25 protein-coding genes are annotated in these 26,321 nt (G+C 46.9%); 17 read left to right on the top strand and 8 right to left on the bottom strand.

What is annotated here, in order from left to right:
* The first annotated feature begins 83 nt into the window (after positions 1-83).
* From QT998_RS17595 to QT998_RS17585, 3 genes are all read left to right on the top strand, one after another.
* Entirely contained in the window at positions 84-440 is a 357-nt protein-coding gene (locus tag QT998_RS17595; RefSeq protein WP_333116660.1) for a hypothetical protein, read from the top strand.
* Positions 441-809: 369 nt separating this feature from the next.
* Positions 810-1,391 carry a 5-formyltetrahydrofolate cyclo-ligase gene (locus QT998_RS17590; RefSeq protein WP_333116662.1) on the top strand — a complete coding sequence of 194 codons (582 nt, stop codon included), beginning with the start codon at positions 810-812 and terminating at the stop codon, positions 1,389-1,391.
* A gap of 238 nt (positions 1,392-1,629) precedes the next feature.
* Positions 1,630-2,406 (top strand): fumarylacetoacetate hydrolase family protein, encoded by a 777-nt coding sequence (locus QT998_RS17585; RefSeq protein ID WP_333116663.1) that lies wholly within the window; start codon positions 1,630-1,632, stop codon positions 2,404-2,406.
* Between the two features lie 183 nt (positions 2,407-2,589).
* Here the strand turns inward: QT998_RS17585 and QT998_RS17580 are convergent, their stop codons facing one another.
* Both QT998_RS17580 and QT998_RS17575 read right to left on the bottom strand, forming a co-directional pair.
* Complete coding sequence (locus tag QT998_RS17580; RefSeq protein ID WP_194067657.1) at positions 2,590-3,063, bottom strand: Tic20 family protein; 474 nt, start codon at positions 3,061-3,063, stop codon at positions 2,590-2,592.
* 188 nt (positions 3,064-3,251) lie between these two features.
* A complete protein-coding gene (locus tag QT998_RS17575; RefSeq protein WP_106149203.1) occupies positions 3,252-3,449 on the bottom strand; it encodes a hypothetical protein in 198 nt (65 codons plus the stop codon).
* A gap of 167 nt (positions 3,450-3,616) precedes the next feature.
* Here QT998_RS17575 and glyA point away from each other — a divergent pair, with 167 nt between their 5' ends.
* From glyA to QT998_RS17540, 7 genes are all read left to right on the top strand, one after another.
* Entirely contained in the window at positions 3,617-4,900 is a 1,284-nt protein-coding gene (gene glyA / locus QT998_RS17570; protein WP_333087435.1) for a serine hydroxymethyltransferase, read from the top strand.
* 446 nt (positions 4,901-5,346) lie between these two features.
* The gene (locus tag QT998_RS17565) at positions 5,347-6,402 is read left to right on the top strand and encodes a glycosyltransferase family 4 protein (RefSeq protein WP_333087431.1); all 1,056 of its coding nucleotides are present in this window, start codon (positions 5,347-5,349) and stop codon (positions 6,400-6,402) included.
* A gap of 201 nt (positions 6,403-6,603) precedes the next feature.
* On the top strand, positions 6,604-7,860 hold the full coding sequence (locus tag QT998_RS17560) for a competence/damage-inducible protein A (RefSeq protein ID WP_333087430.1): 1,257 nt from the start codon (positions 6,604-6,606) through the stop codon (positions 7,858-7,860).
* Positions 7,861-8,162: 302 nt separating this feature from the next.
* Positions 8,163-8,300: a hypothetical protein gene (locus QT998_RS17555; RefSeq protein ID WP_194009100.1), complete on the top strand. Its 138-nt coding sequence runs from the start codon at positions 8,163-8,165 to the stop codon at positions 8,298-8,300.
* An 81-nt stretch (positions 8,301-8,381) separates the two neighbouring features.
* Positions 8,382-8,822 carry a type II 3-dehydroquinate dehydratase gene (aroQ, locus tag QT998_RS17550; RefSeq protein WP_228049995.1) on the top strand — a complete coding sequence of 147 codons (441 nt, stop codon included), beginning with the start codon at positions 8,382-8,384 and terminating at the stop codon, positions 8,820-8,822.
* A 620-nt stretch (positions 8,823-9,442) separates the two neighbouring features.
* Positions 9,443-10,588 carry an ADP-ribosylglycohydrolase family protein gene (locus QT998_RS17545; RefSeq protein ID WP_333116665.1) on the top strand — a complete coding sequence of 382 codons (1,146 nt, stop codon included), beginning with the start codon at positions 9,443-9,445 and terminating at the stop codon, positions 10,586-10,588.
* Positions 10,589-11,027: 439 nt separating this feature from the next.
* Positions 11,028-13,580, top strand: a complete 2,553-nt coding sequence (locus QT998_RS17540) for an HD family phosphohydrolase (protein ID WP_333087423.1) — start codon at positions 11,028-11,030, stop codon at positions 13,578-13,580.
* Positions 13,581-13,634: 54 nt separating this feature from the next.
* On the opposite strand, the gene QT998_RS17535 is transcribed toward QT998_RS17540, so the two are convergent.
* A complete protein-coding gene (locus QT998_RS17535) occupies positions 13,635-14,117 on the bottom strand; it encodes a nuclear transport factor 2 family protein (protein WP_333087422.1) in 483 nt (160 codons plus the stop codon).
* Between the two features lie 19 nt (positions 14,118-14,136).
* Here QT998_RS17535 and QT998_RS17530 point away from each other — a divergent pair, with 19 nt between their 5' ends.
* Complete coding sequence (locus QT998_RS17530) at positions 14,137-14,325, top strand: hypothetical protein (protein ID WP_333087421.1); 189 nt, start codon at positions 14,137-14,139, stop codon at positions 14,323-14,325.
* Positions 14,326-14,405: 80 nt separating this feature from the next.
* Here QT998_RS17530 and QT998_RS17525 read toward each other — a convergent pair whose 3' ends face one another.
* On the bottom strand, positions 14,406-15,323 hold the full coding sequence (locus QT998_RS17525) for a carbohydrate ABC transporter permease (protein WP_442921506.1): 918 nt from the start codon (positions 15,321-15,323) through the stop codon (positions 14,406-14,408).
* A 15-nt stretch (positions 15,324-15,338) separates the two neighbouring features.
* On the opposite strand from QT998_RS17525, the gene rpsF reads away from it, so the two are divergent.
* Positions 15,339-15,674 carry a 30S ribosomal protein S6 gene (rpsF, locus tag QT998_RS17520; RefSeq protein WP_194009095.1) on the top strand — a complete coding sequence of 112 codons (336 nt, stop codon included), beginning with the start codon at positions 15,339-15,341 and terminating at the stop codon, positions 15,672-15,674.
* A gap of 223 nt (positions 15,675-15,897) precedes the next feature.
* On the opposite strand, the gene QT998_RS17515 is transcribed toward rpsF, so the two are convergent.
* Positions 15,898-16,644, bottom strand: a complete 747-nt coding sequence (locus QT998_RS17515) for a creatininase family protein (RefSeq protein ID WP_333087419.1) — start codon at positions 16,642-16,644, stop codon at positions 15,898-15,900.
* 262 nt (positions 16,645-16,906) lie between these two features.
* Here QT998_RS17515 and QT998_RS17510 point away from each other — a divergent pair, with 262 nt between their 5' ends.
* The 5 genes from QT998_RS17510 to QT998_RS17490 all read left to right on the top strand — a co-directional run bounded on the left by QT998_RS17510 (position 16,907) and on the right by QT998_RS17490 (position 22,196).
* Entirely contained in the window at positions 16,907-17,056 is a 150-nt protein-coding gene (locus tag QT998_RS17510) for a hypothetical protein (protein WP_194009093.1), read from the top strand.
* 141 nt (positions 17,057-17,197) lie between these two features.
* Positions 17,198-17,941: a winged helix-turn-helix domain-containing protein gene (locus QT998_RS17505; RefSeq protein WP_194067669.1), complete on the top strand. Its 744-nt coding sequence runs from the start codon at positions 17,198-17,200 to the stop codon at positions 17,939-17,941.
* Positions 17,942-18,852: 911 nt separating this feature from the next.
* A complete protein-coding gene (locus tag QT998_RS17500) occupies positions 18,853-21,618 on the top strand; it encodes an ATP-binding protein (RefSeq protein WP_333087418.1) in 2,766 nt (921 codons plus the stop codon).
* Positions 21,619-21,627: 9 nt separating this feature from the next.
* Complete coding sequence (locus QT998_RS17495) at positions 21,628-22,020, top strand: response regulator (protein ID WP_333087417.1); 393 nt, start codon at positions 21,628-21,630, stop codon at positions 22,018-22,020.
* Positions 22,017-22,196: a hypothetical protein gene (locus QT998_RS17490; RefSeq protein WP_333116668.1), complete on the top strand. Its 180-nt coding sequence runs from the start codon at positions 22,017-22,019 to the stop codon at positions 22,194-22,196. The genes QT998_RS17495 and QT998_RS17490 overlap by 4 nt, the downstream gene beginning before the upstream one ends.
* A gap of 44 nt (positions 22,197-22,240) precedes the next feature.
* On the opposite strand, the gene QT998_RS17485 is transcribed toward QT998_RS17490, so the two are convergent.
* From QT998_RS17485 to QT998_RS17475, 3 genes are all read right to left on the bottom strand, one after another.
* Complete coding sequence (locus QT998_RS17485) at positions 22,241-22,996, bottom strand: 4'-phosphopantetheinyl transferase family protein (RefSeq protein ID WP_333087416.1); 756 nt, start codon at positions 22,994-22,996, stop codon at positions 22,241-22,243.
* A gap of 125 nt (positions 22,997-23,121) precedes the next feature.
* The gene (locus QT998_RS17480; protein ID WP_333087414.1) at positions 23,122-24,438 is read right to left on the bottom strand and encodes a dihydroorotase; all 1,317 of its coding nucleotides are present in this window, start codon (positions 24,436-24,438) and stop codon (positions 23,122-23,124) included.
* A 256-nt stretch (positions 24,439-24,694) separates the two neighbouring features.
* Entirely contained in the window at positions 24,695-26,056 is a 1,362-nt protein-coding gene (locus QT998_RS17475) for a histidine phosphatase family protein (RefSeq protein ID WP_333087413.1), read from the bottom strand.
* Positions 26,057-26,321: the final 265 nt, after the last annotated feature.

The raw sequence follows: 26,321 nt of genomic DNA, 5'->3' as shown, positions 1-26,321 counted from the left end.
TAGCAGCCGAAATTTTTCGACAAAAAAGTTTACTCAATCCAGAAACATGGGAAAACCTAATTAACACCTACCGAGGCAATCCATTGTGGTTAAAAATAGTCGCCACCACCATTCAAGAAATATTCCGAGGTAGGGTTGCAGAATTTTTGAAATATGATATGCTATTTTTAGGGGAAGAATTGGCAGCAACATTGCACCCACAGATAAATCGTTTGTCAGAATTAGAAAAAAAACTAATCTGTCGCCTCAGCCGAGAAGCAAATTCAGTTTCAAGAGAGCAATTGCTACAAGATGCCGATTTATCGCCCTCCGAGTTATTCAACGGGCTGCAATCTTTGGGGAGGCGATCGTTAGTTGAAATAGAAGAACAGGAGAATGAAACGTTATTCAGCGTTTGTCCTGTGGTGAGACAATATGTGCTCTCAAATCCAGTTTGTTGATACTTTCCGACAGTCCGACAGTCCGGGAGTCCGGCAGTCCGACAGCCCGACAGCCCGACAGTCCGGCAGGGGTTGAAACCCCTGCCTCAAAGCTAAAGTCGGTTAAAACTGATATCTTGCAGCAATATCAATAAGAGGATTTTTCGTGGGGTCGGGCGGGTTTATAGAACCTATTTGCAAGCTTTAAGGCTGTTGGCGAACCCGTCCCTACGGCTAATTGAGAATGGTGCAAGATATCAGTTAAAACCGACTGCAGAGTGTGATGGAAATGCAATTAATTGTAGTCCTCTTTTAGAGGACTTTCGCTGTGAGACAGGGGTTTTCAACCCCTGTCGGACTGGAAGTCAAACGAGAGATTCGATCGCAAATATGAATACTGCTGAACCTTCATTAACTAAAACTGAATTAAGAAAATCGTTCCTCAAAACCCGCAAATCCCTATCAGCACAAGAGTGGAGAGAAAAGAGCACGAGCCTCTGCAATCACCTGCAAAACTCGCCCCTATTCGCCCAAGCAAAAACAATCCTCGCCTACTTCAGTTGTCGCCAAGAACCAGATTTAAGTCCCTTGTTTGCAACACCGCGCAAATGGGGATTTCCCCGCTGTGTCGGGAAAGAGCTATCATGGCACGTTTGGCAGCCCGGAGACGCTTTACATAGTGGAGCTTACGGCATCCTAGAACCACTGCCTGATGCTCCAAAAATAGATTGTTCAGAAGTAGATTTAATCCTCGTACCCGCCGTTGGTTGCGATGTTCGCGGCTATCGCTTGGGTTACGGCGGCGGCTATTACGATCGAATGCTGAGTTTACCAGAGTGGCGAGCGAAAATGACGATCGCCACAATCTTTGAATTTGCCTTGCTAACCCAGCTACCAGCCGACTCTTGGGACAAACCGCTGCACGGAGTTTGCACCGAAAGCGGGTTAAAAATGATACAGCAAAAATCTTAAAGGTCGATCGAGCAATAAATTTTTAATAATTAGCAGGATGTCGGCTCAAACGATCGCAGCAAAATTGGTTTGCAGCATCGGACTTCAATCTTCATAAAAATCTGAGGACTGAAGTCCCCACTACAAACTTATACAAACTTATAACAGTTATTTTACAAGACATGATATTATCCCTAGAGCCATCTTTAGTTCTCAGTATAGTTTAACCTAAAATCCAAAATCTAAAATCTAAAATACTATGGCCCAGCGCTACGTTCGAGTTAAAACAACACAAGGACACATCCATTACGGTTTGCTGCAACTGAGCCACAGCGTTCAAGTATTTGATGCACCTCCCTGGTTAAAAGGACAACCAACAGATTTGGAACTCCAACCAGATACTTACCAAATTCTTGCCCCTTGCTCTCCCTCAAAAATTGTAGCCGTCGGCAAAAATTATGTCGATCACGCCGCCGAAATGGGTACTCCAGTACCCGAAGAGCCGCTGCTATTTTTTAAGCCGCCCAGCGCTATCATCCCCGCAGGTGGAGCGATTCGCTATCCGCAGCAATCGGAAAGGGTAGACTACGAAGGAGAATTGGCCTTGGTAATTGGCGAACATTGTAGCAACTGCACTCCCGAACAAGCACACGGCAAGATTTGGGGCTATACCATCGCCAACGACGTGACAGCCAGAGATTTGCAAAAGCGGGACAACCAGTGGGCGAGGGCGAAAGGGTTCGATACATTTTGTCCCTTGGGGCCTTGGATTGTCCGCGAATTGAGTCCGGCTGCACAGTTGCAGACTTTTGTCAATGATAGCGATCGGCCGATACAGTCATCCCCGATCGATCGCATGGTATTTTCCCCAGACTTTCTAGTCTCCTACATCAGTCAAATAATGACTTTGATTCCCGGCGATGTGATACTGACAGGAACGCCACAAGGGGTAGGGCCGCTACAAATAGGCGATCGAGTCCGTATTGAGATAGAAGGTATTGGGAGTCTTGAAAATACAGTAGTTAGTAGTCAGTAGTTAGTTGTCAGTTGTCAGTTGTCAGTTGTCAGTTGTCATTGTTGACTGTTAACTAATAACTAATAACTAATAACTAATAACTACTGCTTTCCTGTCAACTCACAACTAAGAGAACTGGCACTTTTGCCAACTGCCAACTGCCAACAACCAACTGCCAACTGCCAACTGCCAACTGCCAACTGCCTAACGAACCTGCATATAAACAGCATCCGAAAGCGGAGGAATCTCTGCATAGCGTCCCAACGCCGACTGTACGACTGCATAAACAAATGCAGCCAAAGCTCCCAAAAACACCATATTAAACAGAGTTTCCGCAATAAATGCGACTTGTAAGCCTCTAGAAAAAATCGGCAATATCAAACCGCATAGCATCAAAACAATGTCTAAAAGAATCGCCTGCATCGCATTAAAACGAATGAAGTGACTGATGTTTTCGTTTCTCACCACTGCTAAATACAGCGCAAAGAAAATAATCAAGCTAGCGAAGGGCAACCTATAAATCTGAAGCAACGGAGTTAGCGGGATCAAAAACAGTTGGAGGACAGGAAACTGTGCAAACAGATACCTGCCAAACCCCAGCCCGTCAATCAATGGCAGCAAATAAGGCAAACAAGCAAAAATTCGGTCTGGAACAGTCGTAGATCCGCGCCAAGTCATAATGAACTCTCCTGAGTCGATCGATAAACTATCAATTCCCGTTAAACTCAGGATAACGCAGCAGGCTCAGTTCCGACTCGCCCGGAATTTTCCCACACTCAGAGCCGAGTAGATTCAGGGGTATTGAGAGCGAGTCGGGTTCAATAGTCACCATGCCCTGTTTGGCCGATGCCCTGTTTGGCCGATGATTATTTAATATTGGCAATGACGAAGCCCATTAGACACTCGTACCGATCGGGCAAATTTTCCGTAGGTTTAGCAACTGGATGCCCGCAGCGAAGCTCTCCACCGCTCCAGCGTGGTTGGCCCGTGCGATCGGCGAGCACACAACCTTGGCAAACACACTGAGGGGCAAGCATCTGATTTTCCATTAGAATAACTAACATTTGATACCTCCGGCAGGTTTCATACCAGTAATTTCATTGTATGTCAGGAACTTGGGACAAACCGCTTAAGCTGAACACAATGTAATATTTGGATAAATCATGTGAAATCCGTAGTAGGGTAAAAGATCCCCAATTCGCAATCCTAAATTGTCAAGAGGTTGATTATTGTGACCGACACTAACTTAGACTTGCTTTCCAAAACCGACCCGCAGATTGCCGATTTAATCGGGCAAGAGCTGCAGCGGCAGCGAGACCACCTAGAACTCATCGCCAGTGAAAACTTTACCTCCGCAGCGGTAATGGCAGCTCAAGGCTCAGTGCTGACCAATAAATACGCCGAAGGACTGCCAGCGAAACGGTACTACGGGGGCTGCGAATTTATTGACGGCATCGAGCAAATCGCGATCGATCGCGCCAAACAGCTATTTGGAGCAGCCCACGCCAACGTCCAGCCCCACTCAGGCGCTCAAGCCAACTTTGCAGTGTTTTTGAGCTTGCTAGAGCCAGGGGACGGAATTATGGGCATGGATTTGTCCCACGGCGGACACCTGACCCACGGTTCCCCCGTCAACGTATCCGGCAAATGGTTCAAAGCTTTTCACTACGGTGTCAGCCCAGAAACAGAACAGCTCGACTACGACGAAATTTTGGCACTGGCGAAACAAAACCGACCGAAATTGCTGATTTGCGGCTATTCAGCATATTCGCGAATTATCGACTTTGAAAAGTTTAGAGCGATCGCCGACGAAATCGGAGCTTACCTGCTCGCAGACATTGCCCACATCGCCGGGTTAGTCGCCACAGGCCACCACCCAAGCCCCCTCGCCCACTGTCACGCAGTCACCACCACTACTCACAAAACCCTGCGCGGCCCGCGCGGCGGCTTGATTTTGACCAATGACCCCGAACTAGGCAAAAAGTTCGACAAAGCAGTGTTTCCCGGCACTCAAGGCGGCCCATTAGAGCACGTAATTGCCGGCAAAGCAGTAGCTTTTGGCGAAGCATTAAAACCTGAATTTAAAACTTATTCCGGTCAAGTAATAGAAAATGCGCGGGCTTTAGCAGCACAGTTGCAGCAGCGGGGTTTAAAACTCGTTTCCGGCGGCACAGACAATCACTTAATGCTAGTCGATTTGCAATCGGTAAACATGACAGGCAAGCGAGCCGACCAATTAGTTAGCGGTGTGAATATTACTGCTAATAAAAATACCGTGCCTTTCGATCCGGCATCGCCTTTTATCACCAGCGGTTTGAGACTCGGTTCGCCGGCGATGACAACCAGGGGCATGGGAACTGCTGAATTTACCGAAATTGGTAATATTATTGCCGATCGACTGCTGAATCCTGAAGATGAAAGCGTCACAGCCGATTGCCTGCGGCGAGTAGCTGCACTTTGCGATCGCTTCCCGTTATATCCGCACTTGTTCTTAAAAGTGCCGGCATTAGCTTAATTTTCCTGATCGGCAATGGGAAATTTGTAGTTGGAAGTGTACGGGTAAAAGGGTAAAACAGCCGGAAAAGATTGAGAGTTGCCATTCGCGCCCCCTGTTTTAACTTGCATATTATCGATCGCGCGGGGCGGGTTTTACCCGATATATTTGTCGGTAGCCAAAAATATCGATCTACCCGCCCCCTTCGAGGGATAAATCCACTCGGATCGATGTGTCGAACGACAGTCTCGCGATCGCAGCATAGATCCCCAAGGATCTTAATTTGAGAGTTACGTAAGTTAAAAATCTCACTTTTTGGCGATCGGGCAACTTCCATTCCAACAAATTTCCGGCTCCCAAACCCCCCAGTCGCACTTTAAAGATGTTTCCTTGTGATAAGCCATCTGAAATGTAGTAGACTCTGCCTGACAGCCTAATTGCCCCGCACTATTTAAAATTGATTTCAGATGCCGCACCAGTATCTGTACCACGTAGTCGCTTTTCTGGTTTCTGCGATCGTCGTCCTCTACAGTACGCCAATAGTCAAAAAAATTGGTCTCAAAAGCGGGCGAGTCGATCGGCCAGGCGAGCGAAAAGTCCACAAGCGCCCGATGGTGCGCTTGGGAGGAGTGTCCATCTTTATGGGCACTCTGATTGCTCTGTTATTTGTCTGGCTCTCAGGAGGCTTCATCGATGCTAGCGGACAAATTCTCGATCGCAAAGACGAATACGAAATCTGGGGAGTCACCCTCGGCGGCCTCGGATTCTTTCTCATCGGTTTAGCAGACGATTTATTTTCGCTCTCAGCCATCAAACGCTTGCTCATGCAAATTGGCGTATCCAGCATCGCTTGGTACGCGGGCGTACAAATTGAGTTTCTCACAGTTCCATCCTTGGGACTGACAGATCTTGGCTGGCTGAGTTTGCCAATTACCGTAATTTGGCTCGTCGGTATGGCCAACGCCATCAACTGGATTGACGGTTTGGACGGTTTAGCAGCCGGAGTTTCAGGTATTGCAGCAGTTGTGATGCTGATAGTCAGTCTGTCAATGCACCAACCCGCAGCAGCCCTAATTGCAGCGGCGTTAGCAGGCGGCACTTTGGGATTTCTGCGCTACAACTTCAATCCGGCTCAAATCTTTATGGGAGATGGCGGCGCTTATTTTATCGGTTTCACTCTCGCGGGAGTGGGAGTAATTGGGTTAGTTAAAACTACGGCTATTACCTCTGTGTTACTGCCATATTTAATTTTAGCTGTACCGATTTTAGATATGTCTGCGGTTATTCTTGATCGACTCCGCAACGGCAAATCACCGTTTATTGCTGACAAGCGCCACCTCCACCACCGACTTCTAGAAGCCGGAGTATCCCATCGATTTGCGGTTTTATTTATTTACGCCTTAACACTGTGGGTGGGAAGTTTAGCCCTCGCTTTTTCGATACCCAGCGGCGTAATTTACGCACTGGGTGCAACAAGTTTGCTGGGATACGCTAGCTGGAAAGTTTGGAGACACGCTCGGTGAAGGAAGAAGGAAGAAGGAAGAAGGAAGAGGGAATAAGGAATAAGGAATAAGGAAGAAGGAAGAAGGAAAAAGGAAGAAGGAAGAAAAATAATTTCTAATGCCCAATGCCCAATCCCTCCGCTTCGCGCTCGCCCAATGCCCTGTTTGCCCTGTTTGCCCAATTTTCCAATCTAAAATCTAAAATCTAAAATCTAAAATCGAATGGTTGCTGAAATTATTTGTGTTGGCACTGAATTGCTTTTAGGAGATATTCTTAATGGGAACGCTCAGTTTTTAGCCAAAGAATTAGCGAGTCTGGGAATCCCTCACTACTATCAAACAGTTGTGGGGGACAATCCAGAACGCATCAAACAAGTGTTAGAAATCGCCGTTAACCGATCGCAACTTTTACTCTTTACAGGAGGCCTCGGCCCGACACCAGACGACCTCACCGTCGAAACAATCGCCGATTTCTTTGGGGTTCCCTTAATCGAAAAACCGGAAATTATCGCCGATATCGAACAAAAATTTGCCCTGCGCGGACGCACTATGAGTCCCAGCAACCGCAAACAAGCTTTAATTCCAGAAACGGCGGACATTCTGCCGAACCGCAGCGGTTCGGCACCGGGCATTCTTTGGCAGCCAATTCCCAAGGTGACAGTGATGACATTTCCCGGCGTACCGGCGGAAATGCACTTGATGTGGCGAGAAACCGCCGTTCCTTACCTGAAAAATGGCGGTTGGTGCAGCGCAACTATTTTCAGCCGCACGTTGAAATTTTGGGGAATTGCTGAGTCGGCGCTGGCGGAAAAAGTAGAATCTTTTCTGAATTTAACTAATCCTACTGTCGCTCCTTACGCCAATCACGGTCAAGTCAAATTGCGGATTTCTGCCCGCGCTGACTCGGAAGTGGCTGCGAAAAAGTTAATTGAGCCGATCGAACAACAATTGCAGCAGATTACAGGCCTAGACTGTTACGGTGCCGATAGCGATACCCTCCCTTCGACAGTAGGCAAATTGCTGCTGTTGGCCGGGGAAACTCTGAGTGTGGCTGAATCCTGCACGGGAGGAGGGTTAGGGGCGATGCTGACTACTGTTCCCGGCAGTTCGAGCTATTTTTGGGGCGGGATTATTTCTTATGACAATCGGGTTAAGGAATCATTATTAGGTGTTAATCCCCAAGATTTAGCCGAATTCGGCGCAGTCAGCCAGCAAGTAGCGAAACAAATGGCGGCGGGAGTGCGCGCGAGGCTCAATACGAGTTGGGGATTGAGCATTACAGGCATCGCCGGGCCAGGAGGCGGTACAGACGCTAAACCTGTGGGACTGGTTTATATCGGTTTAGCAGGCCCCGACGGCGTGACAGAAAGTTTTGAATACCGCTTTGGCGATGCGCGAGGCCGCGATTGGATTCGGCATCTCAGTAGCTGTACGGCGCTCGATCGACTCCGGCGTCAATTATTATTGGTAAAAACATAGAAAAAATCCTACGATTGGTCAATTGTCAACAGTCAACTCTAAGCTTAAGCTTTATTTAACACTCTATACTCCGACATAATTTGGCAATCTTCCTTTTGCCTCTTGCTTATCTGTAAAGATTCGTTATGATAATAAGATAGGACTGATTGGCAAAGATACTGAACTCTCTCCTTTGCTCAAAAACAACCAGCAAGCGAGAAAGCAAGTTTGACCTTTGGTTTCAAAGCCGTGCTTGCTTATGTTTCAGAGATTTAGCCGTCGGTTTAGCAGTCTAGACTATAAAAAAAGGAGCTATCCGTTCAATGGAAAACATTGAAAAGGTGCTGGAACAAATTGAAAAATGGGTTCGCAAGTTGATAGAAGGACTGCTGAGTCCCGAAGCTCAACCGGAATTGGAACCGATTCCTATTCCAGTTAACCAACCTAGGCATCGTCGATAGTTGAGACGGGGTTTGAGATTTGATGTTGGCGATCGAATTCAAGTCAAAACTCAAAGTTTTGTGGCGCTGGAATTTAAAAAATTGTTAAAGATCCTGGTACTTCACGGCCCCAATTTGAATTTATTGGGTCAACGAGAACCTGGAGTTTATGGTTCTGCGACTTTAAATGATATCAACGAGTTGCTAGAACGAGAAGCGCAAGCCCTCCAGGTGAAAGTCTCAATTCAGCAGTCGAATCATGAAGGAGTCTTGGTGGATGCAATTCACTCGATGTTAGGGCAGCACCAAGGCTTGTTAATGAATCCTGGAGCTTATACTCATACGAGTGTGGCAATTAGAGACGCGATCGCTGCTGTGAATATTCCTGTGGTGGAAGTTCATCTGAGTAATATTTATCGGCGGGAAGCTTTTCGACACCACTCGTATATTGCACCAGTGGCGATCGGACAAATCAGCGGTTTTGGCTCAGACAGTTATCGGCTGGGGCTGCAGGCTCTGGTTAGTTACTTGGTTAAAAATTAAAAATTCACCGATTTTCGCGATCGGATAAGGGCAGGTTTTAGATGGAAGGCCAGCCCTTGTATATTTATGGCTAATTGACATTAGCCACAAGAATTGGATCATGGCTAATGGCTAATGGCTAATGGGTAACATCCTGTTCCGCACCGCACTCCGGTTCGTAGTGCGGAATGCGAGTCGGCTCTTACAATGCAGACGCTGACTGACGCACTACAAACCATTTTTGTGATGATAATCGATTCGTAAAAAAAACGGTTTATGATGGTGCGTCCAGAATTGTGGGTAATATCAAATCCTCTCTTCATCGGAATGATTCAGATATATATTCTCGGACTCTGTGTACTCTGTGTTCTAGCGCCGGTCAAATCATTCCGATGCAACCGGAAACGATATAATTGGTAACAGATAAACTGTACTGCTGCATTTGATTTTAAAATTTTGGGCGCTGCAAAAAGCCCTCCCCACAAGAGTTAAAAAAACAAGATTTTTGAAATTAATTGCAGTACAGATAGAGGGCTAATAAGGAAAAAAAATTAACCATTCTGGATTCCTAATTCCTAATTCCCAATTCCCCAATTCCCAATTCCCAATTCCCAATTACTAACAACTTGAGTTAAATTCAAATGCGTCATTCCCTGTTGAGCAAGTTTCAAGGAACCATACTGGGGGCAGTTTTAGGAGACTCTACAGGCCTGCAATATCAGAGGCAACTGGTGGGTATTTCCCCCAAAACAGAAGGCTGGCAGCCGATTTTACAACTGACGAAACACCAGCAATTGACCCTGAACGGGCAAACATTGTTGAATTCTCCCAACACTAAAATCCTCACGGGCACGCACTCATCCGAATGCGGGAGACTTGCAGTAGCGTGGACTCAAAGTTTAATTCGGTGTATGGGTTTAGATTTAAAAGATTGGGGCGACACTTGGGAAGGATTTGTCAAGTCGCAAATCTATCCTCCAGAAATCACCGAGTTTCAAAGCGTGCTTAACCCTTGCGAAGCTGCTGTTGCTGCGATCCCGTGCGCGATGTTTTTTCACGAAAATAAAGCTAAGCTGCGAGAAAACATCATGCTGGCGACAGATGTTTTTCCCAACGAAAATAAGTCAGAATTGCAAACAGCCGTTTTAGCTATCGGATATGCGATCGCCCGATCGCTCAAACAAAGACTCGATCCCTCGACAGCGATCGATCAAACAATTGCCTACCTGAACACAGATAATGCCTTAACAGAGCTACTGCTACAAGTGCAAATACTACTAGAACAGAAAGCCGATTTAGAAACAGCCACCACCGACCTGTGCAAAAGCGTCACAGCTTTGCCAGAAAAACAAGGTGATGGCGACAAAAGAGCGGAAACTAACTCAACTGTCAACCAGGGAAATTTGCTACCCATCGCCCTAGCTTTCTACTGCTTCTTGAACACTGCAGAAGACTTGCGCTTGTCAGTGATGCGGGCCGCCCGCTGCGGGATAGCCGGACAACTCACCTGCGCTTTGACGGGAGCTTTGTCTGGAGCTTACAACGGCGCTGCTGCAATTCCTGTAGAATGGCGACAATTATCTTCGGCTGCGGTGGAATCGCGGCGGCTCGCCGAGGGCGGAGAACCCTCGCTCTGGGGAATCGGCAGCGATGCCAAAATTGTGGAGTTAGCAAATAATTTGTTTGCGGTGTGGGCGGGAGTTTACAACCCTTCAGCAGGCATGAATTCGGAAGCGCTAGCCCGCGCTGTGGCTGCACCTTATGTGATTAGACCTCGCAAAATATAAAGTTTTGAGCTTGAAAAAGGGAGGGTAAACTAGAAATTAGTAATGAGAAATGAGCAATTAACCAGTCAAAAGTGAAAGCGGAAGGGAAGCGGCAATTAAAAATTTAAAAATAAAATCTGACTATCTTGACTCCCAAAACCCGGTTTCTAGGAAAATGTTGGGTTGTAAAACCAGGAATCTACGGATAAATCGGGTTTTTAGCCCTCGCGCCCGCGAACTGTTCGAGATAGAGAAGGGCCCGAAAGAAACAGCGGAAGCTTGAGGAAACTGCTGGCTGGTTGGCTGCTTCTTAGCAAACCGAACTGCTGGCGACATTCAGGCAAAGTAGCTGGCGCGGTTAAATATTCAGGTACGGTAATTCGGATACACTCAATCAAGATGCACAGTCAGAATTTCTGACAAGGCTGCTGGATAACAGTGAACATATCTTCGACATATAATGAATACGATCTCCTCATTGATGCGGCAGATTGAGCAGCTAGGGGCTGCGCGCTCACTGCGCCAACAGATTGCTAAAGTGCAAAAAGGCAGCAAAGCAGAGCCCGATCGCCCTGGTAAACATCTGTTAAGCCGTTTTTCGCTCGACAAACTGGATCTGCCCGAAACTTTTATTAAATTTAGAAGTAAAACCTCAAAATCAACTATCAAAAATCAAGCTCGTTCCCCGATGTTGGTGATCGTAGCGGTAGTTTCCCTCAGCAGCACTTTGGGCCACCGCTTCTACAACCAGCCGAAACTTGATGTGGGGACGAAAGCTCCTCAGACGATTCAGGCTCCTGCTAGTGCTAGTATCCCCGATCGCAAAACTACTGAAGAAGAGCGTTCATCGGCGCGGATCGGGGCTGTAGCGATATTAATGCTCGATCCAGCCGTCGAGCAACAAATCGATCAAGAAATGCAGCTATTTTGGCAACAGGGAAGCGAACTGCGGCGGGAAGTAGGCTCGTTTCCGTTTGCCGCCACCTCGGCGCTCTCAAATTCGACTCAGCTTTACTTGAGGCGGTGTCCTGAGTGGGAGTGGCGATCCATTTTGGCGGAGGCTGGAGACTCTAGCGGCGGAACTTCCGAGAAGTTGAATTTGGATTCCCCCGCCAGTGATGCGCCGACAGATAGCCAGTCTAAGCAGGAGGCTCTGACTCAACTGCAAGCTTACAGTCGATCGGTCTCAGCAGCAGAGTTCAAAAGCCTGACAGACAGTATTTCTTCAGCTCGCATCCACTATGCCAGTGCTGTGGAGGCGCTGGAAAAACCTTCGGTTTCTGGACTCCGACAGATTTACGATACTTCGTTGTTCGATTTGTCGGATGCAGCTTGGCAGAAAACCCAAACGGGTATGAGTCGAGTGGCAAAAATAATGCTGGCTCAAGGTATCCCGCCGGGGTTGCCAAAAGAGATGTTGAAAGAAGCTGTGAAGCTGCAAATAGCAGATGAAGTGCCTTTAGAGTCGCAAGCTTTGGCAGTTGAAGGTTTAAGTGCGATTTTGCAGCCAAATCTGGTAAAAGATCCCGAAGCAACCAAACAGCTAGCTGAATTGGCGGCGCAAAAGGTGAAACCGGTGACGATCGCCGTCAAGCAGGGCGATATTATTGTTACAGAAGGAAAAGAAATATCGCAGCAAGATTTCGTGTTGCTGGACTATTTTGGTTTGAGCCGGCGGGGGGTGAATTGGCTGGGGCTGGCGGGGTTTGTGTGTTTAGTGTCGGGGGCAATTGCGATCGTGCTGCTGGTAGAAAGGCACTACCGCTTGCGGCGGAGAGATCATTTGCTGTTGCTGTTGCTGACTTTGAGCGCGCCCGTGCTGGTGAGTTTGGGGCTGCCTTGGACGAGTTTGCCCGCGATCGGCATTTTAGCCGGTGGCTTCTACGGTTCTGCGGTGGGAGTGACTGTGGTGGGGCTGCTGTCGGCGCTGCTGCCCGTTGGCTTAAATGTGGAGTTGATTCATTTGGTGGCTAGCGCGGCGGGGGGATTGCTGGGCGCTTTTATGGCCGGGCGGCTGCGATCGCGCGAGGAGTTGGCTCTCTTGGGCGTGGCTGTGGGCTTGACTCAGGGCTCGGTTTATCTGGTGGGGACTTTGATTGCCAGTGCGGCTGCCGGTGCGATTTGGTACCTCGTTCTCGGTACGGTGGGCGCCCAAAGTTTGGCCGGTTTGGCTTGGAGCGTTGTGGCGATCGGCATCAGCCCTTATTTAGAACACGTTTTCGACTTGATTACCCCGATCCGGCTGGCGGAACTTGCCAATCCCAACCGCCCGCTGTTAAAGAGGTTGGCTGCCGAGGCTCCGGGGACTTTTCAGCACACGCTGTTTGTGGCTAGTTTGGCGGAGGCTGCAGCTCGGGAACTCGGCTGCAATGTTGAGCTGGTCAGGACTGGAACATTATACCACGATATTGGAAAAATGCACGATCCGCTCGGATTTTGCGAAAATCAAATGGGCGGGGGAAACAAACACGATGAAATTAATGACCCTTGGAAAAGCGCTGAAATTATTAAAAAGCACGTTAGCGAAGGGTTGCTGATGGCGCGCAAGCACCGATTGCCGAAGGCGATTCAGGCGTTTATTCCCGAACACCAAGGTACGATGTTGATTGCTTATTTCTATCACCAAGCGAAGCAAGATACTGCCCAAAAACCAGAAGATTTAAAGATTGCTTTGGCAGATGCGGATAATTCTAAGTTAGCCATCGCAATTCGGGAAGTGACGGAGAAGGATTTTCGCTACGTAGGCCCGATTCCTCAGTCGCGGGAAACTGGGATTTTGATGCTGGCGGATTCTTGCGAGGCTGCTTTGCGATCGCTCAAGGATGCCACTCACGAGGAAGCTTTGAATATGGTTAATAAGATTTTGCGCGCTCGTTGGCAGGATAATCAGTTGTTGGATTCTGGTTTGACGCGGGAAGATATGTCTTTAATTGGGGAGATTTTTGTGCGGGTTTGGGAACAGTTCAATCACAAGCGAATTGCTTATCCTAGTGCGGTTTTCACTCCGAGGTAAGGGGATATTTTGAGTAGCAAAAAAGCGGATCTAATTTCTGTTGAAAATTAGATTTTATGATGGCGATGTACCGCGCAGGGAACCGTGAACTTGTGGATTGCCGCTGACAATCACCACAGTTTGTTTGATTCCTGTGATTAGCCAATGTCTGTCTGTTTTTTGAATCAAGGAGTGAAAATAGTTTCCTGCTGTATCCAACCGATTCTGTCCCGATTCGCGAGTCGGGTCAAGTCGATAAATTTGATAGACAGACTTGCATTCGGCAGTATTCTTGTTAAGAGTTACCTCGTGATTTGTGCTGACGTGTAGCGAGCGCAAACCCGCAAGACCTTCTACCCGCTGTTTTATGTATTCTTCTGCAGTTACTCGTCGGGGAGGTTCACCCCTGAATTCCGAGTAGTCGATATCTATTTCCTCTGCTAAATGCGAACGCACTTTTTGCCAGTCTTTGGCATCGAACGCATTGGCAAATGCTACGATCGCAGATACGATCGCAGCGCGGTCAACAATCCAGCGGATTTCTGGCAGTTCGTACATAGCAAATAAATTTTGTCAGTTGTGTTGCAGAAGGGAGAGGGAGAAGGAAGAAGGAAGAAGGAAGTTAGGCAACGAGCAATGTACGGGATGTAACGGATGTAACGGATGTAAATCCGTCGGAAGACGGAAGAGGGAAGAAGGAAGAAGGAAGAAGGAAGAAGGAAGAAGGAAGAAGGAAGAAGGAAGAAGGAAGAAGGAAGAATTTTAGACTGACAATGCCCTGTTTAGCCCATGCCCCATGCCCTGTTAGGCCCATGCCCCATGCCCTGTTAGGCCCATGCCCTCAATCTATCCTTTGACTCCGGCGGCGGCTTCTGTCGGTACAATGTATTTTTGCAAGACCAAAAACAGTCCTAAAACTGGAACAATGGAAATAATTGAACCCGCCGCTACCAAACGCCAATCTAAGGAAAATGTCCCGGCTAAATTAGCAACTCCTAAAGGTAATGTGTAATATTCCGGTCTGTCTAAAACTAGCAGCGGCCACAGAAAATCGCTCCAAGAACCGATAAATACAAAAATTCCTAAAGTGACTAAAGCTGGTTTAATTGCCGGAATCATGACGTGCCACCAAATACCCAATTCTGTGCAGCCGTCGATGCGGGCGGCTTCTTCTAATTCTTTGGGAACTGCTAGGAATGCTTGCCGCAATAAAAATATGCCGAATGCTGAGGCTAGTCCGGGAAATATTACGCCTAAATAGCTGTTTTTTAATCCGAGTTGTACTGTCAATATGTACAGCGGAATCATGACTATTTGGAAGGGTATCATGATGGTGGAAACGATCGTAATTAAGATGGCTTCGCGGCCGCGAAAGTTTAGTCTGGCTAAGGGGTATGCGGCGAGGGCGCAAAACAAAACGTTGATGCTGACTGTGAGGCCGGCAATTAGGGTGCTGTTGAACAGGTAGCGGCCGAAGGGGTTGGTTTGCCACACTTTGATGAAGTTTTCGAGGGTTGGCTGTTGTGGCCACAGTTGCGGGGGATATTGAAAGATGTTTTCGGTTGGGGATTTGAGGGAGGTACTCAGCAGCCACAGCAGGGGGAAGAGCATTAAAAGTGCGATCGCCCCCATGATACTGTACGTCCACAGCGTACTCGACCTCGATCGACCGTTGTTGCGGAAATTTGATTTTTTAGTTTTGAGATTGTTCATTGTTGGGATATGATGATAAGTCCTTGCTTCGCGAGAAGCCTTGTTGTCCATAAGGGGATTATTGCCATGAAACCGTTTATTTACGAAACAATGTACATTCTGCGCCCTGATTTGGGTGAGGAAATGACTGACGCGGCGATCGCGAAATATCAAACTATTTTGCGCGATCAAGGTGCTGAAAATATCGAAACTCAGCACCGCGGCAAGCGCCGTTTGGCTTACGAAATCGGCAAGCACCGCGACGGAGTATACGTTCAAATGAACTATACTGCTCCCGGCGCTGCAATTTTTCCTATGGAACGCGCCATGCGTCTGAGCGAGGAAGTGATTCGCTATTTGACGATCAAGCAAGATGTCCCTGATGCACCGGAAGCTGAAGCCCAAGAGGAAGCTGCGGCGTAGAAATCGGCGGGGGCGGGTGTATGCTCGTTCCCAAGAACCGCTTCTATTAATAACACGAGACAGCAAGAACAGATTAGGAGGCGGAGTCAAAGTATCTTCATTACCAGGCAGAGCCTGGTAACGAGAAGACAGGATTCATCTCAAATTCCCCCGACCTAAGAGGGATGCGAGGAGGATCTGGCCTCGGATTAAAACGCAATTGATCGAGATTTTCAGGAAATTGTTAATCTGAGTTCAAAAACTCTAAATAGTTATTAGTCAGTTCTTTGACTGCTAACTCGTAAAACTGCTGGCCGTGTTCTGGGGTTGCTAGGGCCGGATTTGAACCCATTCTGCCGTCGGGATATCGCCGTCGGAAGTTAGCAGCACTGTAAATTTTGTACCCGGATGCAGCTTGTTCCGAAAGCGGTGCTTGCTTGATTGCTTCTGGATAAAGGTACTGGGTTAAGGCGATTTCGCTGGGGGTGGCGTGGGAACCTTCTTGGTTTCCGTACAATTCTTTGGCGAGTTTGTAGACTGAACCGCACATGAACCAGTTGCCGATTTGACACTGGATGCGATCGGCATTTGGTAGATTTAAGTCCGACAAATGCGCGTAAGTCTCGGAAAATGCTGCTTTCATCGTGGCAATGTTGCCGCCGTGACCGTTGATGAAGAAATATTTCTCAAATCCAGCTTTTGCTAAAGATGTGATATAATCTCTGATTACGAGAATCAGGGTCTGGGGTCGGAGGCTGATGCTGCCGGGAAAGCTGGTGTGGTGCAAGGCCATTCCTACATTAATTGTCGGGCCGATTAAGGCATTGGCAGCTTCGCCGACACCAAGGGCGATCGCACCAGCAGCAATGGCGTCAGTTCCGATTAAGCCGGTGGGCCCGTGCTGTTCCGTCGAGCCGATCGGGATAATTATGCCGCGGGAACTTTCTAGATAAGCTTCTACCTCCGGCCAGGTACTCAAATGCAGCAACATTATAGGCAGTTTACAGATTTTTACTTACAAACTCGATCCTAGCCGGCAAGCGCAGAAAAAGAACTTTGGACAAACTTATGATTGTATTCTTAAACAAAGCTCTACAGTCCGATCGCAACTTTACAGTGATATTACTTAACTTTAATAATTTAACCAATTAATTACCAAAACTTTACCTTTTAATAACCTTTTAAGAGTAGTATAACAAGCATCTCCCTATAGATTGGGTGTTACCCGGTCAATTAACGGCGGGCAATGTTTTATGAAATTAACACCAACCCCTAAAAATGACCGGGCTTCTGATGCCTGGACGCAGGCAAACAGCGCAGCTATCGCAACTGCTCTACGGCTGTACTTTTTGCACGAGCAAGTAGAAATAGTCGAGCGCGTGTCTGTGGGATGGGCTGGCTAAGGATTACAAGCGATCCTCTTCGAGGGCTTCGCTAACGAACAAATGGCGATCGCGTACAAGCGATCGCAGCGCGAGAGGCCTCAGCTACTGAAGAAGGCACCTCACGCTAGCCACATACAAACATAACTCCCACTGATATTTATGTCTTCTGCTGAATTAAGCGAAAGTCCTTCAAGGTTGGCTGTTGGACAAGCCGGCCGCATCTTGTTATTGGAAGGTGAAGACCTGTTGCGGGAAATGCTAGCTTTAGCCCTTAAAGAACAGGGCTATGAGGTGGTTGTTACTAGCGACGGGCGTAACGCTCTGCCTACTGTGCAGGCTTCCTCGTCATACCACGGTGAATTTGCCTTTAACCTGTTAATTATGGATTCAATTAACGGTTTGGATCTGTGTCGAATGTTACGGCACCAAGGCAATCCAGTTCCTATTTTAATTATCGGCGCTAGAGGAAGTGCGAACAATTGCGCTTTTTATCTAGAAGCCGGATCGGACGATTATCTAACCAAGCCTTTTGGGATGCGGGAATTTATTGCTCGCTGTCGGGCGCTGATGCGTCGCCAGCGCCTCGTCGGTCAGTTGTCGCAACCGGTGATGCTGCAATATAAGAGCATAACTTTGTATCCCGAAGAATGCCGCGTATTGGTTCGCGGCATTGAAGTAAAATTTTCTCCTAAACAGTTTCGCTTACTGGAACTATTTATGAGTAATCCCCGGCGAGTTTGGTCTCGCGATCGGTTGTTGGAAAAAATTTGGGGTCAAGATTTTATCGGAGACAGCAAAACAGTTGACGTTCACATCCGCTGGCTGCGCGAAAAGTTGGAAATCGATCCCAGTCAACCGGAATATATCATTACGGTACGGGGATTTGGCTATCGATTCGGTTGAATTTTTACATCATTTGTAGGGTGCAAAGTAGCCGTTAAATATGACCTAGGGACACAACATTATTGTGTCCTTATTTGTATGTGTAGCGTGCCGGCTTAGCACTTTATATCGTGTCCGATCGATTAACCGATCGCGAATTAACTTCCTAGTGCCGACTTGCATACGCTCTTAAACGGAGAACCAAAGTCCCTAGTACAAACCGTTTTTGTTGGAGTAATCAACCGAACATGATATTACAAATTATGCCCTATGCCCGGTTTGGCCTATGCCCGGTTTGGCCTATGCCCTATGCCGCATAGTACCTCATCTTTCGCTTGAAAGGCTATACATACTTAAGTCCAGCGGCTTGTGTTAGAAAAGGTGAAACATTGGGCTTCGAGTGCGATCGGGAGATTTGACCTCCGAGGAAAAAAGAACAGAGATTGCTCGCCCCAAAATTCGGGGTTGTTGATTGATATCAATTCCGGTTGCACTCATACATGATGTTAACTGTTAACTGTTAACTGTGAATTTACTCTTCCGATGAAGAGAGGATTTGATATGACAGTATGAAAAGCTAAATCTGCAATTCATAAAAACTAGCACCTACAAAGCTTCTGGATTTTCTTTCTTATTTGTTTCTCGCCCGCGATCGAATTAGCGCCGAGGGCGAAGCTTGCACACCACGCACTCTGAGTTAAAAAGTGCAAAAAATGCCCCAGCGATCGCGAAATTACCTCTATTTTGCTGTACAATCAAACGCAGGCGTTTTTATTTTATTAATTCGATCGTAAAAATATTGTAGAGTTATGCAGCCTGCTAGCAGTTCACAAGTAGCATCTCAAAAATCAGCAGACTTTGACAACAGTCCATAACAGAGATCAAACTTACGATCGTCAATCCGGTTTCTACGCAAAACAAGCACCAACGTTGTGAACCAAACCAGATCTACTAGCCCCAAAGCCGCAAAAACTGCTCGCTCCCGAACCTTGCGAACAGTTCTGATAGTTCCCTTCGTCTTGCAACTCTTCGCGGCGGTGGGACTGGTAGGATATCTCTCATTTAAAAACGGACAAAAGGCAGTCAATGAAATTGCCGATCGACTGATGGCAGAAGTAGGCAGCCGCGTCGAACAAAACCTGGGTACTTACCTGAGTGTACCGCATCAGGTCAACCAGATCAATGCTGCTGCGATCGAACTCGGCACCCTTAACCTGAAAGATTTACCTGTTTTACAGCGTCATTTCTGGCGGCAGCTTCAGATATTTGACACGCTCACTTTTACGGGTTTAGGGTTAGAACAAAAAGACAACTTGGGGGCAGAAAGACTCGACAACGGCTCGCTGACTTTGAGAATATCGACAGCAGCAAGTAACTATGATTTTCGCACCTATGCTACCAATAAATCCGGTGAAATCACTCAATTTTTAAACAACAAAATTAATTTCGACCCGCGCACTCGCCCTTGGTACAAAGCTGCGGTAGCTGCTAACAAGCCCACCTGGAGTGAGATTTATCCCAATACGGCCGGTCTGACTGCTTATCTCGGCGCATCTATGCCTTTCTATGACAAACAAGGCCAATTGCAAGGCGTAGTGCTAACTAATATTAATTTGTCCACCATTGGTAAGTTTTTGGAAAGCTTAAAAATCGGCAAAACCGGACAAATTTTCATTATTGAGAGATCGGGAATGTTAGTCGCAACTTCGACAGGAGAAAGACCGTTTCACACGGTTAAAAAAGACTACGGCGCGGAACGAGTTAAAGCAATTGACAGTAAAAATATTTTTACCAAAACCACTGCTCAATATTTAGCAACTAATTTTAACGAGTTCCAATCTCTCAAAACCTCGCAGTCACTAGAATTCAAGATTCAGGGTAAAAAACAATTTTTACAAGTTCTACCCTGGCAAGATGACAAAGGATTAGATTGGTTAATTGTTTTGGTTGTGCCAGAAGCGGATTTCATGGCACAAATTAATGCCAATAATACCGCAACAATTTGGTTGTGTGCTGCTGCTTTAATTGTGGCGATAATTGTCGGAATTGTGACGGCGAGATGGGTGACTCAACCAATTTTATCTTTGAACGATGCGGTTAAAAATATTGCTAAGGGTGAATGGGGAAAAAGTATAACAATTAACCGCGATGATGAAGTCGGAGAACTTGCCAATTCATTTAATAGCATGGCGAAGCAACTGCAACTATCCTTCACAGAATTGCAAGCTTTGAATACCGAATTATCTGAGAGTAAAAGCAGACTTTACCAAATTTTAGAAGCGGTTCCAATCGGAATATTTGTCGCCACTTCTAGCGATAAACCTTATTATTTTAATTCTCGCGCTCTGGATTTATTGGGTACAGATAAAGTTGCTAATAATGCGTCTGAACTTCGAGAGATTTATCAAGCTTATCTAGCAGGTACTAACGAAATTTATCCCGCCCAAAAAGATCCAATTATCAATGCTTTTAAAGGGACCAGCGTTAACGTTGATGATATGGAAATTCGCCAACATGACAGGACTATTCCGATCGAGGTTTGGGGAACGCCCATCTATGATGATAAAGGAAAGGTGAGTGATGCGATCGCAGCTTTTGCCGACATCACCCAACGCAAACAAGCGGAGAAATTGGTAGCAGAATACAACCGCACCCTCGAAGTCCAAGTGGCGGAAAGAACCCAAGAGCTCAAAACAGCATTAGAAAACTTGCAAACCACTCAGGAAGAGTTGATTCAATCGGAAAAAATGGCAGCTTTAGGTCAATTAGTCGCCGGAGTTGCTCACGAGTTAAACACTCCGCTGGGCGCGATCCGATCGAGTGCGGGAAATATGATTAAGTTTTTGGGCCCAACTATCACCAATTTACCCTCACTGCTTCAGTCGCTTTCCCCCGCAGAAACTGACACTTTTAGCCAATTAATGTATCGCTCGCTACAAAAAGATATGACTTTAACAGCTAAAGAAGAAAGGAAGTTAAAACGGGCTTTGATTCGTCAACTCGAAGGCGAAGATATTGAGGAAGCGGATGATATCGCCGACACCTTGGTGGATATGGGGATTTACGAAGCTGACGATTTTCTGTCTCTGCTGCAAAAGGGCGATCGCGATCGCATCTTAGACATCGCCTACAAACTCTCAGAAATCCAGCGAGGAACCCAAATAATTAATACCGCAGCCGATCGCGCTTCTAAAGTCGTTTTTGCCCTCAAAACCTATGCCCGTTACGACTCATCAGAAAAGATGGTTCAATCAAATATCACTCAAGGCATAGAAACCGTACTCACCCTGTATCAAAATAACCTCAAACACGGCGTAGAAGTAATCCGCAATTTCGCAAAAATACCGCCCGTACCGTGCTACGTAGACCAACTGAATCAGGTATGGACAAATCTGATTCACAACGCCCTGCAAGCGATGGAGAATAAAGGCACATTAACCCTGGAGATCCTGGAAGAAGGCAAATATATCAAAGTCAGCGTTACGGATAGCGGCAAAGGAATTCCGACCGAAATCATGCCCAAAATATTCACTCCTTTCTTCACAACAAAACCCCCCGGAGAAGGCAGCGGTCTCGGTCTCGATATAGTCAAAAACATCCTTGACAAACATCGCGGTAAAATAGAAGCTGCATCGGTACCGGGCACAACTACCTTTACGGTTTTTCTGCCTGTCAATTTCCAGGAAACAATTAGTTAAACCAACAAAATGTCTAAACCAATCATCCTGTGTGTTGACGACGAACCAGTAGTATTAAAAAGCCTCAAAACCCAACTTAAATCAGCTTTTGGAAATGCTTACATTTATGAACTAGCGGAAAATCCCACCGAGGCTTTAGAGTTAATTGATGAGTATAATGACGATAAAATTTCGATTATTTTGATTTTATCCGATTGGTTAATGCCAGAAATGAAAGGAGATGAATTTCTAATTCGCGTCCATCGAAAATTCCCGAAAATAGTAAAAATTATGCTAACAGGTCAAGCCGATGAAAAAGCCGTGAAGAGAGCTTTTGACGAAGCGAACTTACATCGGTGTTTGCAGAAACCTTGGTCGGAATCAGAGCTAATCGAAACCATTAAAACTGCCTTATCGCTATGACCAAACAAGTAATTATTTGCGTTGACGATGAAAAAACTATTTTGAAAAGTCTGAAAATAGAATTCGTAGTGTGGACTTTAGTCCGCAAAATAGAGCGGACTAAAGTCCACACTACAAACCATTTTTATTATGGTAATCGATCGCACTTGATATCAATTCCTAAATCTCAAATCTAAAATATAAAATCTCATTTTTTCACTTTTTTGAAAAAGGTTATAACTCAACACTCTGCCGTCCACTGCCAACAATCAAGTTTGTGGCAATCCCCTGCAACTGCAACAGCCGCAACCATATCTGAACTGGAAATTAATTCAATTAAAGACCATTTTGATGCTTCATCGGGGTTTGCTTTGACATTTAACAGCGCTGCTGGTTCTCCAGGTGCGAGGGTGACATCAAACTCATTTAAAGGAAGAGAAAGTCCTTTGCCTACTGCCTTGATATAAGCTTCTTTGCGAGTCCAACAGGTGAAAAAAGCTGTCGTCTGGAGATGTTCTGGCAGCGAACTGAGTGCTAATTGTTCTAATGGTGAAAAAAATCTTTCAGCAATTTCTAAACAAGAACTTTTGGGCTTTATGGCTTCAATATCCACACCAATTTCTCGATTTTTGGTTATAGCAATTAGAGCTATTCCCCTAGTGTGAGACAAATTAAAACGCAGGGTATTTCCACCTTGGGCGATGGTGAGAGATGGTTTGCCGTAGGGATTGTATTCAAAGCATAGAAGGGTGGGGTTTATATGCAGGTAGCGACTCAAAATCGCTCTCAGCGCACCGCGACTTACAATAAATTGATCTCGATCTTTGGGAAAATGAAAACGCTCTGCTTTTGTCTGTTCATCGGTTGAAAGAGTTTGTTGTAAACTCTGCAAACAAGTTTCTGTTTGAGCTAGAGAGACGCGCCAAACATGAATTTCGTTGATGTCTAATTTCAGGTTTTGCGGTGGGGAATTCCACGAAGGAACGACAGCAACCATATATTTACCATGCCTTATCCAAAGCTTCCAGTTACCAAATTACCGCTCCTATTCTCGATCTTCTTTCTCTTCCTTAGCGCCCTTTGCGCCTTCGCGGTTCGTTAAATAAATCCTAATTCCAACGGTCAATTAATCCAAGTTTGCACAACCTTACCTGCTAATTTTTGTCCCAACCAAGGCGTATTTGCCGATCGCGACTTCAGACTGTGCGCCTCAACCGTCCAAGTCATTAACGGGTCGAACAAAATCAGCTCAGCAGAGACTCCCGGTGCAGCCGTGGGGGGCATTTGTCCGAGACAAACGGCGGGGCCTGGGCTCAACACTCGCCACAGTTGTAAGGCCGAAATTTTGCCGGTTTCTACCAGTCCGTGCCAGAGCAAAGGCAAGGCTAATTCTAAGCCGATCGCCCCAGGCGGACTATCAGCAAAAGCCACAGTTTTCTCCTCATAGGTATGCGCGTTGTGGTCGATCGCGATCGCATCAATCACCCCATCTTTCACAGCTTGAATCAGCGCCAATTGGTCGCCCAGATTGCCCAGCGGCGGTTCTAGATGTAAATTTGGATCGTAAGCAAACGAAGCAGTCAGAGCATTTTTCCCGCCTCCAGAATCTTTGGCGTTACCTGAAATTGCCCCAACATTCAACAGCAAGTGCATCCAAGTCACACTCGCAGTCACCGGCAAACCCCGCGCCTTAGCATCCCGAATCAATTCCACGCTGCGCGCCGTAGAAACGCGCATGATATGTACTTTCGTGCCCGCCGATGCCACCAACTCCAGGATGGCCGCCAAAGCCGATGTTTCCGCAGTCGCAGGAATTCCCGGCAAACCCAAACGCACCGACACCGCACCCTCCCTCGCCGCGCCATTTCCTGCCAAAGTTCGATCGCACGGCCACAAAGCCACCGACTTGCCCAAAGGCTGGATATATTCAAGCAAACGCCTCACCAGAGCCGGATTGCTAAGCGGCAAACCGTCGGCAAACCCCACCACCGCAGAGGAGGCCAGCTCGCCCAACTCAGCCATCTGCTGCCCTTTAACGCCCGCTGTCAGCGCGCCCCAAAAATACAAGCGGGGCAGCCCCGGCGACAAATTGCGGATATGTTGCTGCAACAAAGCTAAACCGGCCAAGTTATCCGCAGGCGGCGACGTATCGGGCAAAATGGCCACCCGCGTAAAACCGCCAGCCGCCGCCGCCTGCATCAAGGATTCCAGGGTTTCCCGTTCTTCAAAACCCGGTTCACCGCTGTGACTGTAGATATCGACCAATCCCGGCCCTAAAATTAGTCCCTGAGAATCTCGTACTTCGGTGTCGGTGGGAATCTCGGTAATTTTTTCTTCGATTGTTTCGATCTGATTTTCTTTAATTAGAATATCAGCGGTGCGATCGAGCTTTGAAACTGGATCTAACACTCTTACATTTTGTAGCAGTTCGCGACTCATATAGTAGCAGAAGGAAGTTCGGGAACGAGCAATGTACGGGATTTAACGGATGTAACGGAGGTCGGGAAGAGGGAAGTACGAACCGCGAAGGCGCTAAGTACACGAAGGAAGAGGTAAGAAGGAATAAGTAATAAAAGCAAGGGTTTCAATTATTCAGAATGCTTGGTGGTTGTGATCGGGGTTCGGACATTTGTTAGGCGGGGGAATTGTAGCAGAGGGGATTTTCTCTGCTACACTTTGCCGATCGCCTTACAAATTACAGTGCTCCGGCTGCTGTTTTGTCAAAAATGCCGCCGCTTAAATGAGTTGTGATGTTCATCGCCTGCAATACTGGCAAACCGTCGGGGCCGTGGGGATAATCGATGACGCTAACTGCCCCATTTCCTTGTTTGAATTGCCAAAAATGTTCGGGTTGCAAATTGAACAGGTGGCACAGAAGGGCTTTGTTGACGGCATCGTGAGCAACTACAATTCCTGTACCAGAAACCGATCGTACAATTTCTTGCCAAGCTGCGATCGCCCTTGTCCAAACTTCCTCCAAATTTTCTCCTTCGGGCATTTGTACTTTTTCTGGAGATGTTTTCCATTCATCCAGCAAACCCGGATAGGATTGTTCTATTTCTGATTCAAACTTTCCTTCCCAAAGTCCGTGACTAATTTCTCTCAATTCGTCGCGGAGTTGTAGTTGCAAACCGCCGTGATGTTGGAGAATAATTTCCGCAGTTTCTTTCGGTCGCAGCATGGAACTGCTAATCGCAAAATCTAATTTTACATCTTTGAGAAATTCTGCGGCTTGCCGAGCTTGTTCGCGACCGTTATCGTTGAGAGGTACGTCTATTTGTCCTTGAAATTTACCTGCTTTATTCCAATCTGTTTCGCCGTGACGCACCAGCAACAAGCGCGGGCCGCTGTGTCCGTCCCTCGGTTTCGGGAATTTTTCTCCGGTATGGGCGGTTAAATTCAGCGATTCTAATTGAACGGCAATTTTTTTATTTCGCTCTGTTTTTTCATCGCCACCTACAGGAGAAGGCCCAAAATTGATGACGCTAATTCCGCAATTTGACTGCTGAATAGATTGATAGTAATTCGGCAAAATTTCGGAGGCTGTAGCGATGAGCGCGCGGTTGATTCCGTTGTGACCTACTACTAGAATTGTGCCTTCAGGGTGGCGAGAAAAAAGCTCTTTCCAAAAATTGCGGGCGTTAGCAAATATTGCCAATACTGGAAAGTGTTCGACTTCTCCTTCGGCTGAAGGTAGTTTCATGGAAAATTTGTCAGGCTGTTTTTGCCATTGCTGATATGCGTCGGGGAATTGGTCGATCGCATCTTGACGCAACATTCCTTCCCACAGAGGTAAATCGATTTCCATCAATTTATCGGTTGGTTGCAGTTGTGGCGGATTTGTCAAGCGCGACAGGATGATTTCGGCTGTTTCTTGGGCTCGCTTCAGGGGACTTGTATACGCAGCATCGAAGGCGATGGTGCTGAGTATGTCGCCTACTTGAATCGCGCCGCTGCGCCCTGCTTCTGTCAAAACTGATTTGTCGAGGCGGCCTTGGATGCGGCGCTCTAGATTGTAGGTGCTTTTGCCGTGACGGACTAAGATAATGCGAGTCATTCGATTTTAGATTTTAGATTTTAGATTTACGATTTACGTTGCTGTCGAGTCTTCGTCGGCTGCTTGTGGGGCATCTTGTGCCCCACACATCGCTGCACAGTACACTAATCCTGTCGCGCGCGCCAAGGTGCGTCGCGCGCGCCAAGGTGTATAGCTTACGCATAAACGGCGAGTCGAGGATTTGTGGCGCAAGTCCTGTTGAGCCGAGTCAAAAAGATCGGCCAGTGAAATTTTACCAGTTGTGGGGCTACTCTCGACTGGAACG

Origin of the sequence: Microcoleus sp. S1D4, from assembly GCF_036700765.1 — a bacterium.
Classification (GTDB): Bacteria; Cyanobacteriota; Cyanobacteriia; order Cyanobacteriales; family Microcoleaceae; genus Microcoleus.
Note: the sequence above shows the minus strand (reverse complement) of the source record. Positions and strands in the feature narration are given on the sequence as shown.

Excerpts from the sequence above, each read along its gene's own strand:
- QT998_RS17590 (WP_333116662.1), top strand. The coding sequence starts at position 810 with ATGAATACTGCTGAACCTTCATTAACTAAAACTGAATTAAGAAAATCG.
- QT998_RS17585 (WP_333116663.1), top strand. The coding sequence starts at position 1,630 with ATGGCCCAGCGCTACGTTCGAGTTAAAACAACACAAGGACACATCCAT.
- QT998_RS17580 (WP_194067657.1), bottom strand. The coding sequence starts at position 3,063 with ATGACTTGGCGCGGATCTACGACTGTTCCAGACCGAATTTTTGCTTGT.
- QT998_RS17575 (WP_106149203.1), bottom strand. The coding sequence starts at position 3,449 with ATGTTAGTTATTCTAATGGAAAATCAGATGCTTGCCCCTCAGTGTGTT.
- QT998_RS17565 (WP_333087431.1), top strand. The coding sequence starts at position 5,347 with ATGCCGCACCAGTATCTGTACCACGTAGTCGCTTTTCTGGTTTCTGCG.
- QT998_RS17560 (WP_333087430.1), top strand. The coding sequence starts at position 6,604 with ATGGTTGCTGAAATTATTTGTGTTGGCACTGAATTGCTTTTAGGAGAT.
- QT998_RS17555 (WP_194009100.1), top strand. The coding sequence starts at position 8,163 with ATGGAAAACATTGAAAAGGTGCTGGAACAAATTGAAAAATGGGTTCGC.
- QT998_RS17545 (WP_333116665.1), top strand. The coding sequence starts at position 9,443 with ATGCGTCATTCCCTGTTGAGCAAGTTTCAAGGAACCATACTGGGGGCA.
- QT998_RS17540 (WP_333087423.1), top strand. The coding sequence starts at position 11,028 with ATGAATACGATCTCCTCATTGATGCGGCAGATTGAGCAGCTAGGGGCT.
- QT998_RS17535 (WP_333087422.1), bottom strand. The coding sequence starts at position 14,117 with ATGTACGAACTGCCAGAAATCCGCTGGATTGTTGACCGCGCTGCGATC.
- QT998_RS17525 (WP_442921506.1), bottom strand. The coding sequence starts at position 15,323 with ATGGACAACAAGGCTTCTCGCGAAGCAAGGACTTATCATCATATCCCA.
- rpsF (WP_194009095.1), top strand. The coding sequence starts at position 15,339 with ATGAAACCGTTTATTTACGAAACAATGTACATTCTGCGCCCTGATTTG.
- QT998_RS17515 (WP_333087419.1), bottom strand. The coding sequence starts at position 16,644 with ATGTTGCTGCATTTGAGTACCTGGCCGGAGGTAGAAGCTTATCTAGAA.
- QT998_RS17510 (WP_194009093.1), top strand. The coding sequence starts at position 16,907 with ATGAAATTAACACCAACCCCTAAAAATGACCGGGCTTCTGATGCCTGG.
- QT998_RS17505 (WP_194067669.1), top strand. The coding sequence starts at position 17,198 with ATGTCTTCTGCTGAATTAAGCGAAAGTCCTTCAAGGTTGGCTGTTGGA.
- QT998_RS17495 (WP_333087417.1), top strand. The coding sequence starts at position 21,628 with ATGTCTAAACCAATCATCCTGTGTGTTGACGACGAACCAGTAGTATTA.
- QT998_RS17490 (WP_333116668.1), top strand. The coding sequence starts at position 22,017 with ATGACCAAACAAGTAATTATTTGCGTTGACGATGAAAAAACTATTTTG.
- QT998_RS17485 (WP_333087416.1), bottom strand. The coding sequence starts at position 22,996 with ATGGTTGCTGTCGTTCCTTCGTGGAATTCCCCACCGCAAAACCTGAAA.
- QT998_RS17480 (WP_333087414.1), bottom strand. The coding sequence starts at position 24,438 with ATGAGTCGCGAACTGCTACAAAATGTAAGAGTGTTAGATCCAGTTTCA.
- QT998_RS17475 (WP_333087413.1), bottom strand. The coding sequence starts at position 26,056 with ATGACTCGCATTATCTTAGTCCGTCACGGCAAAAGCACCTACAATCTA.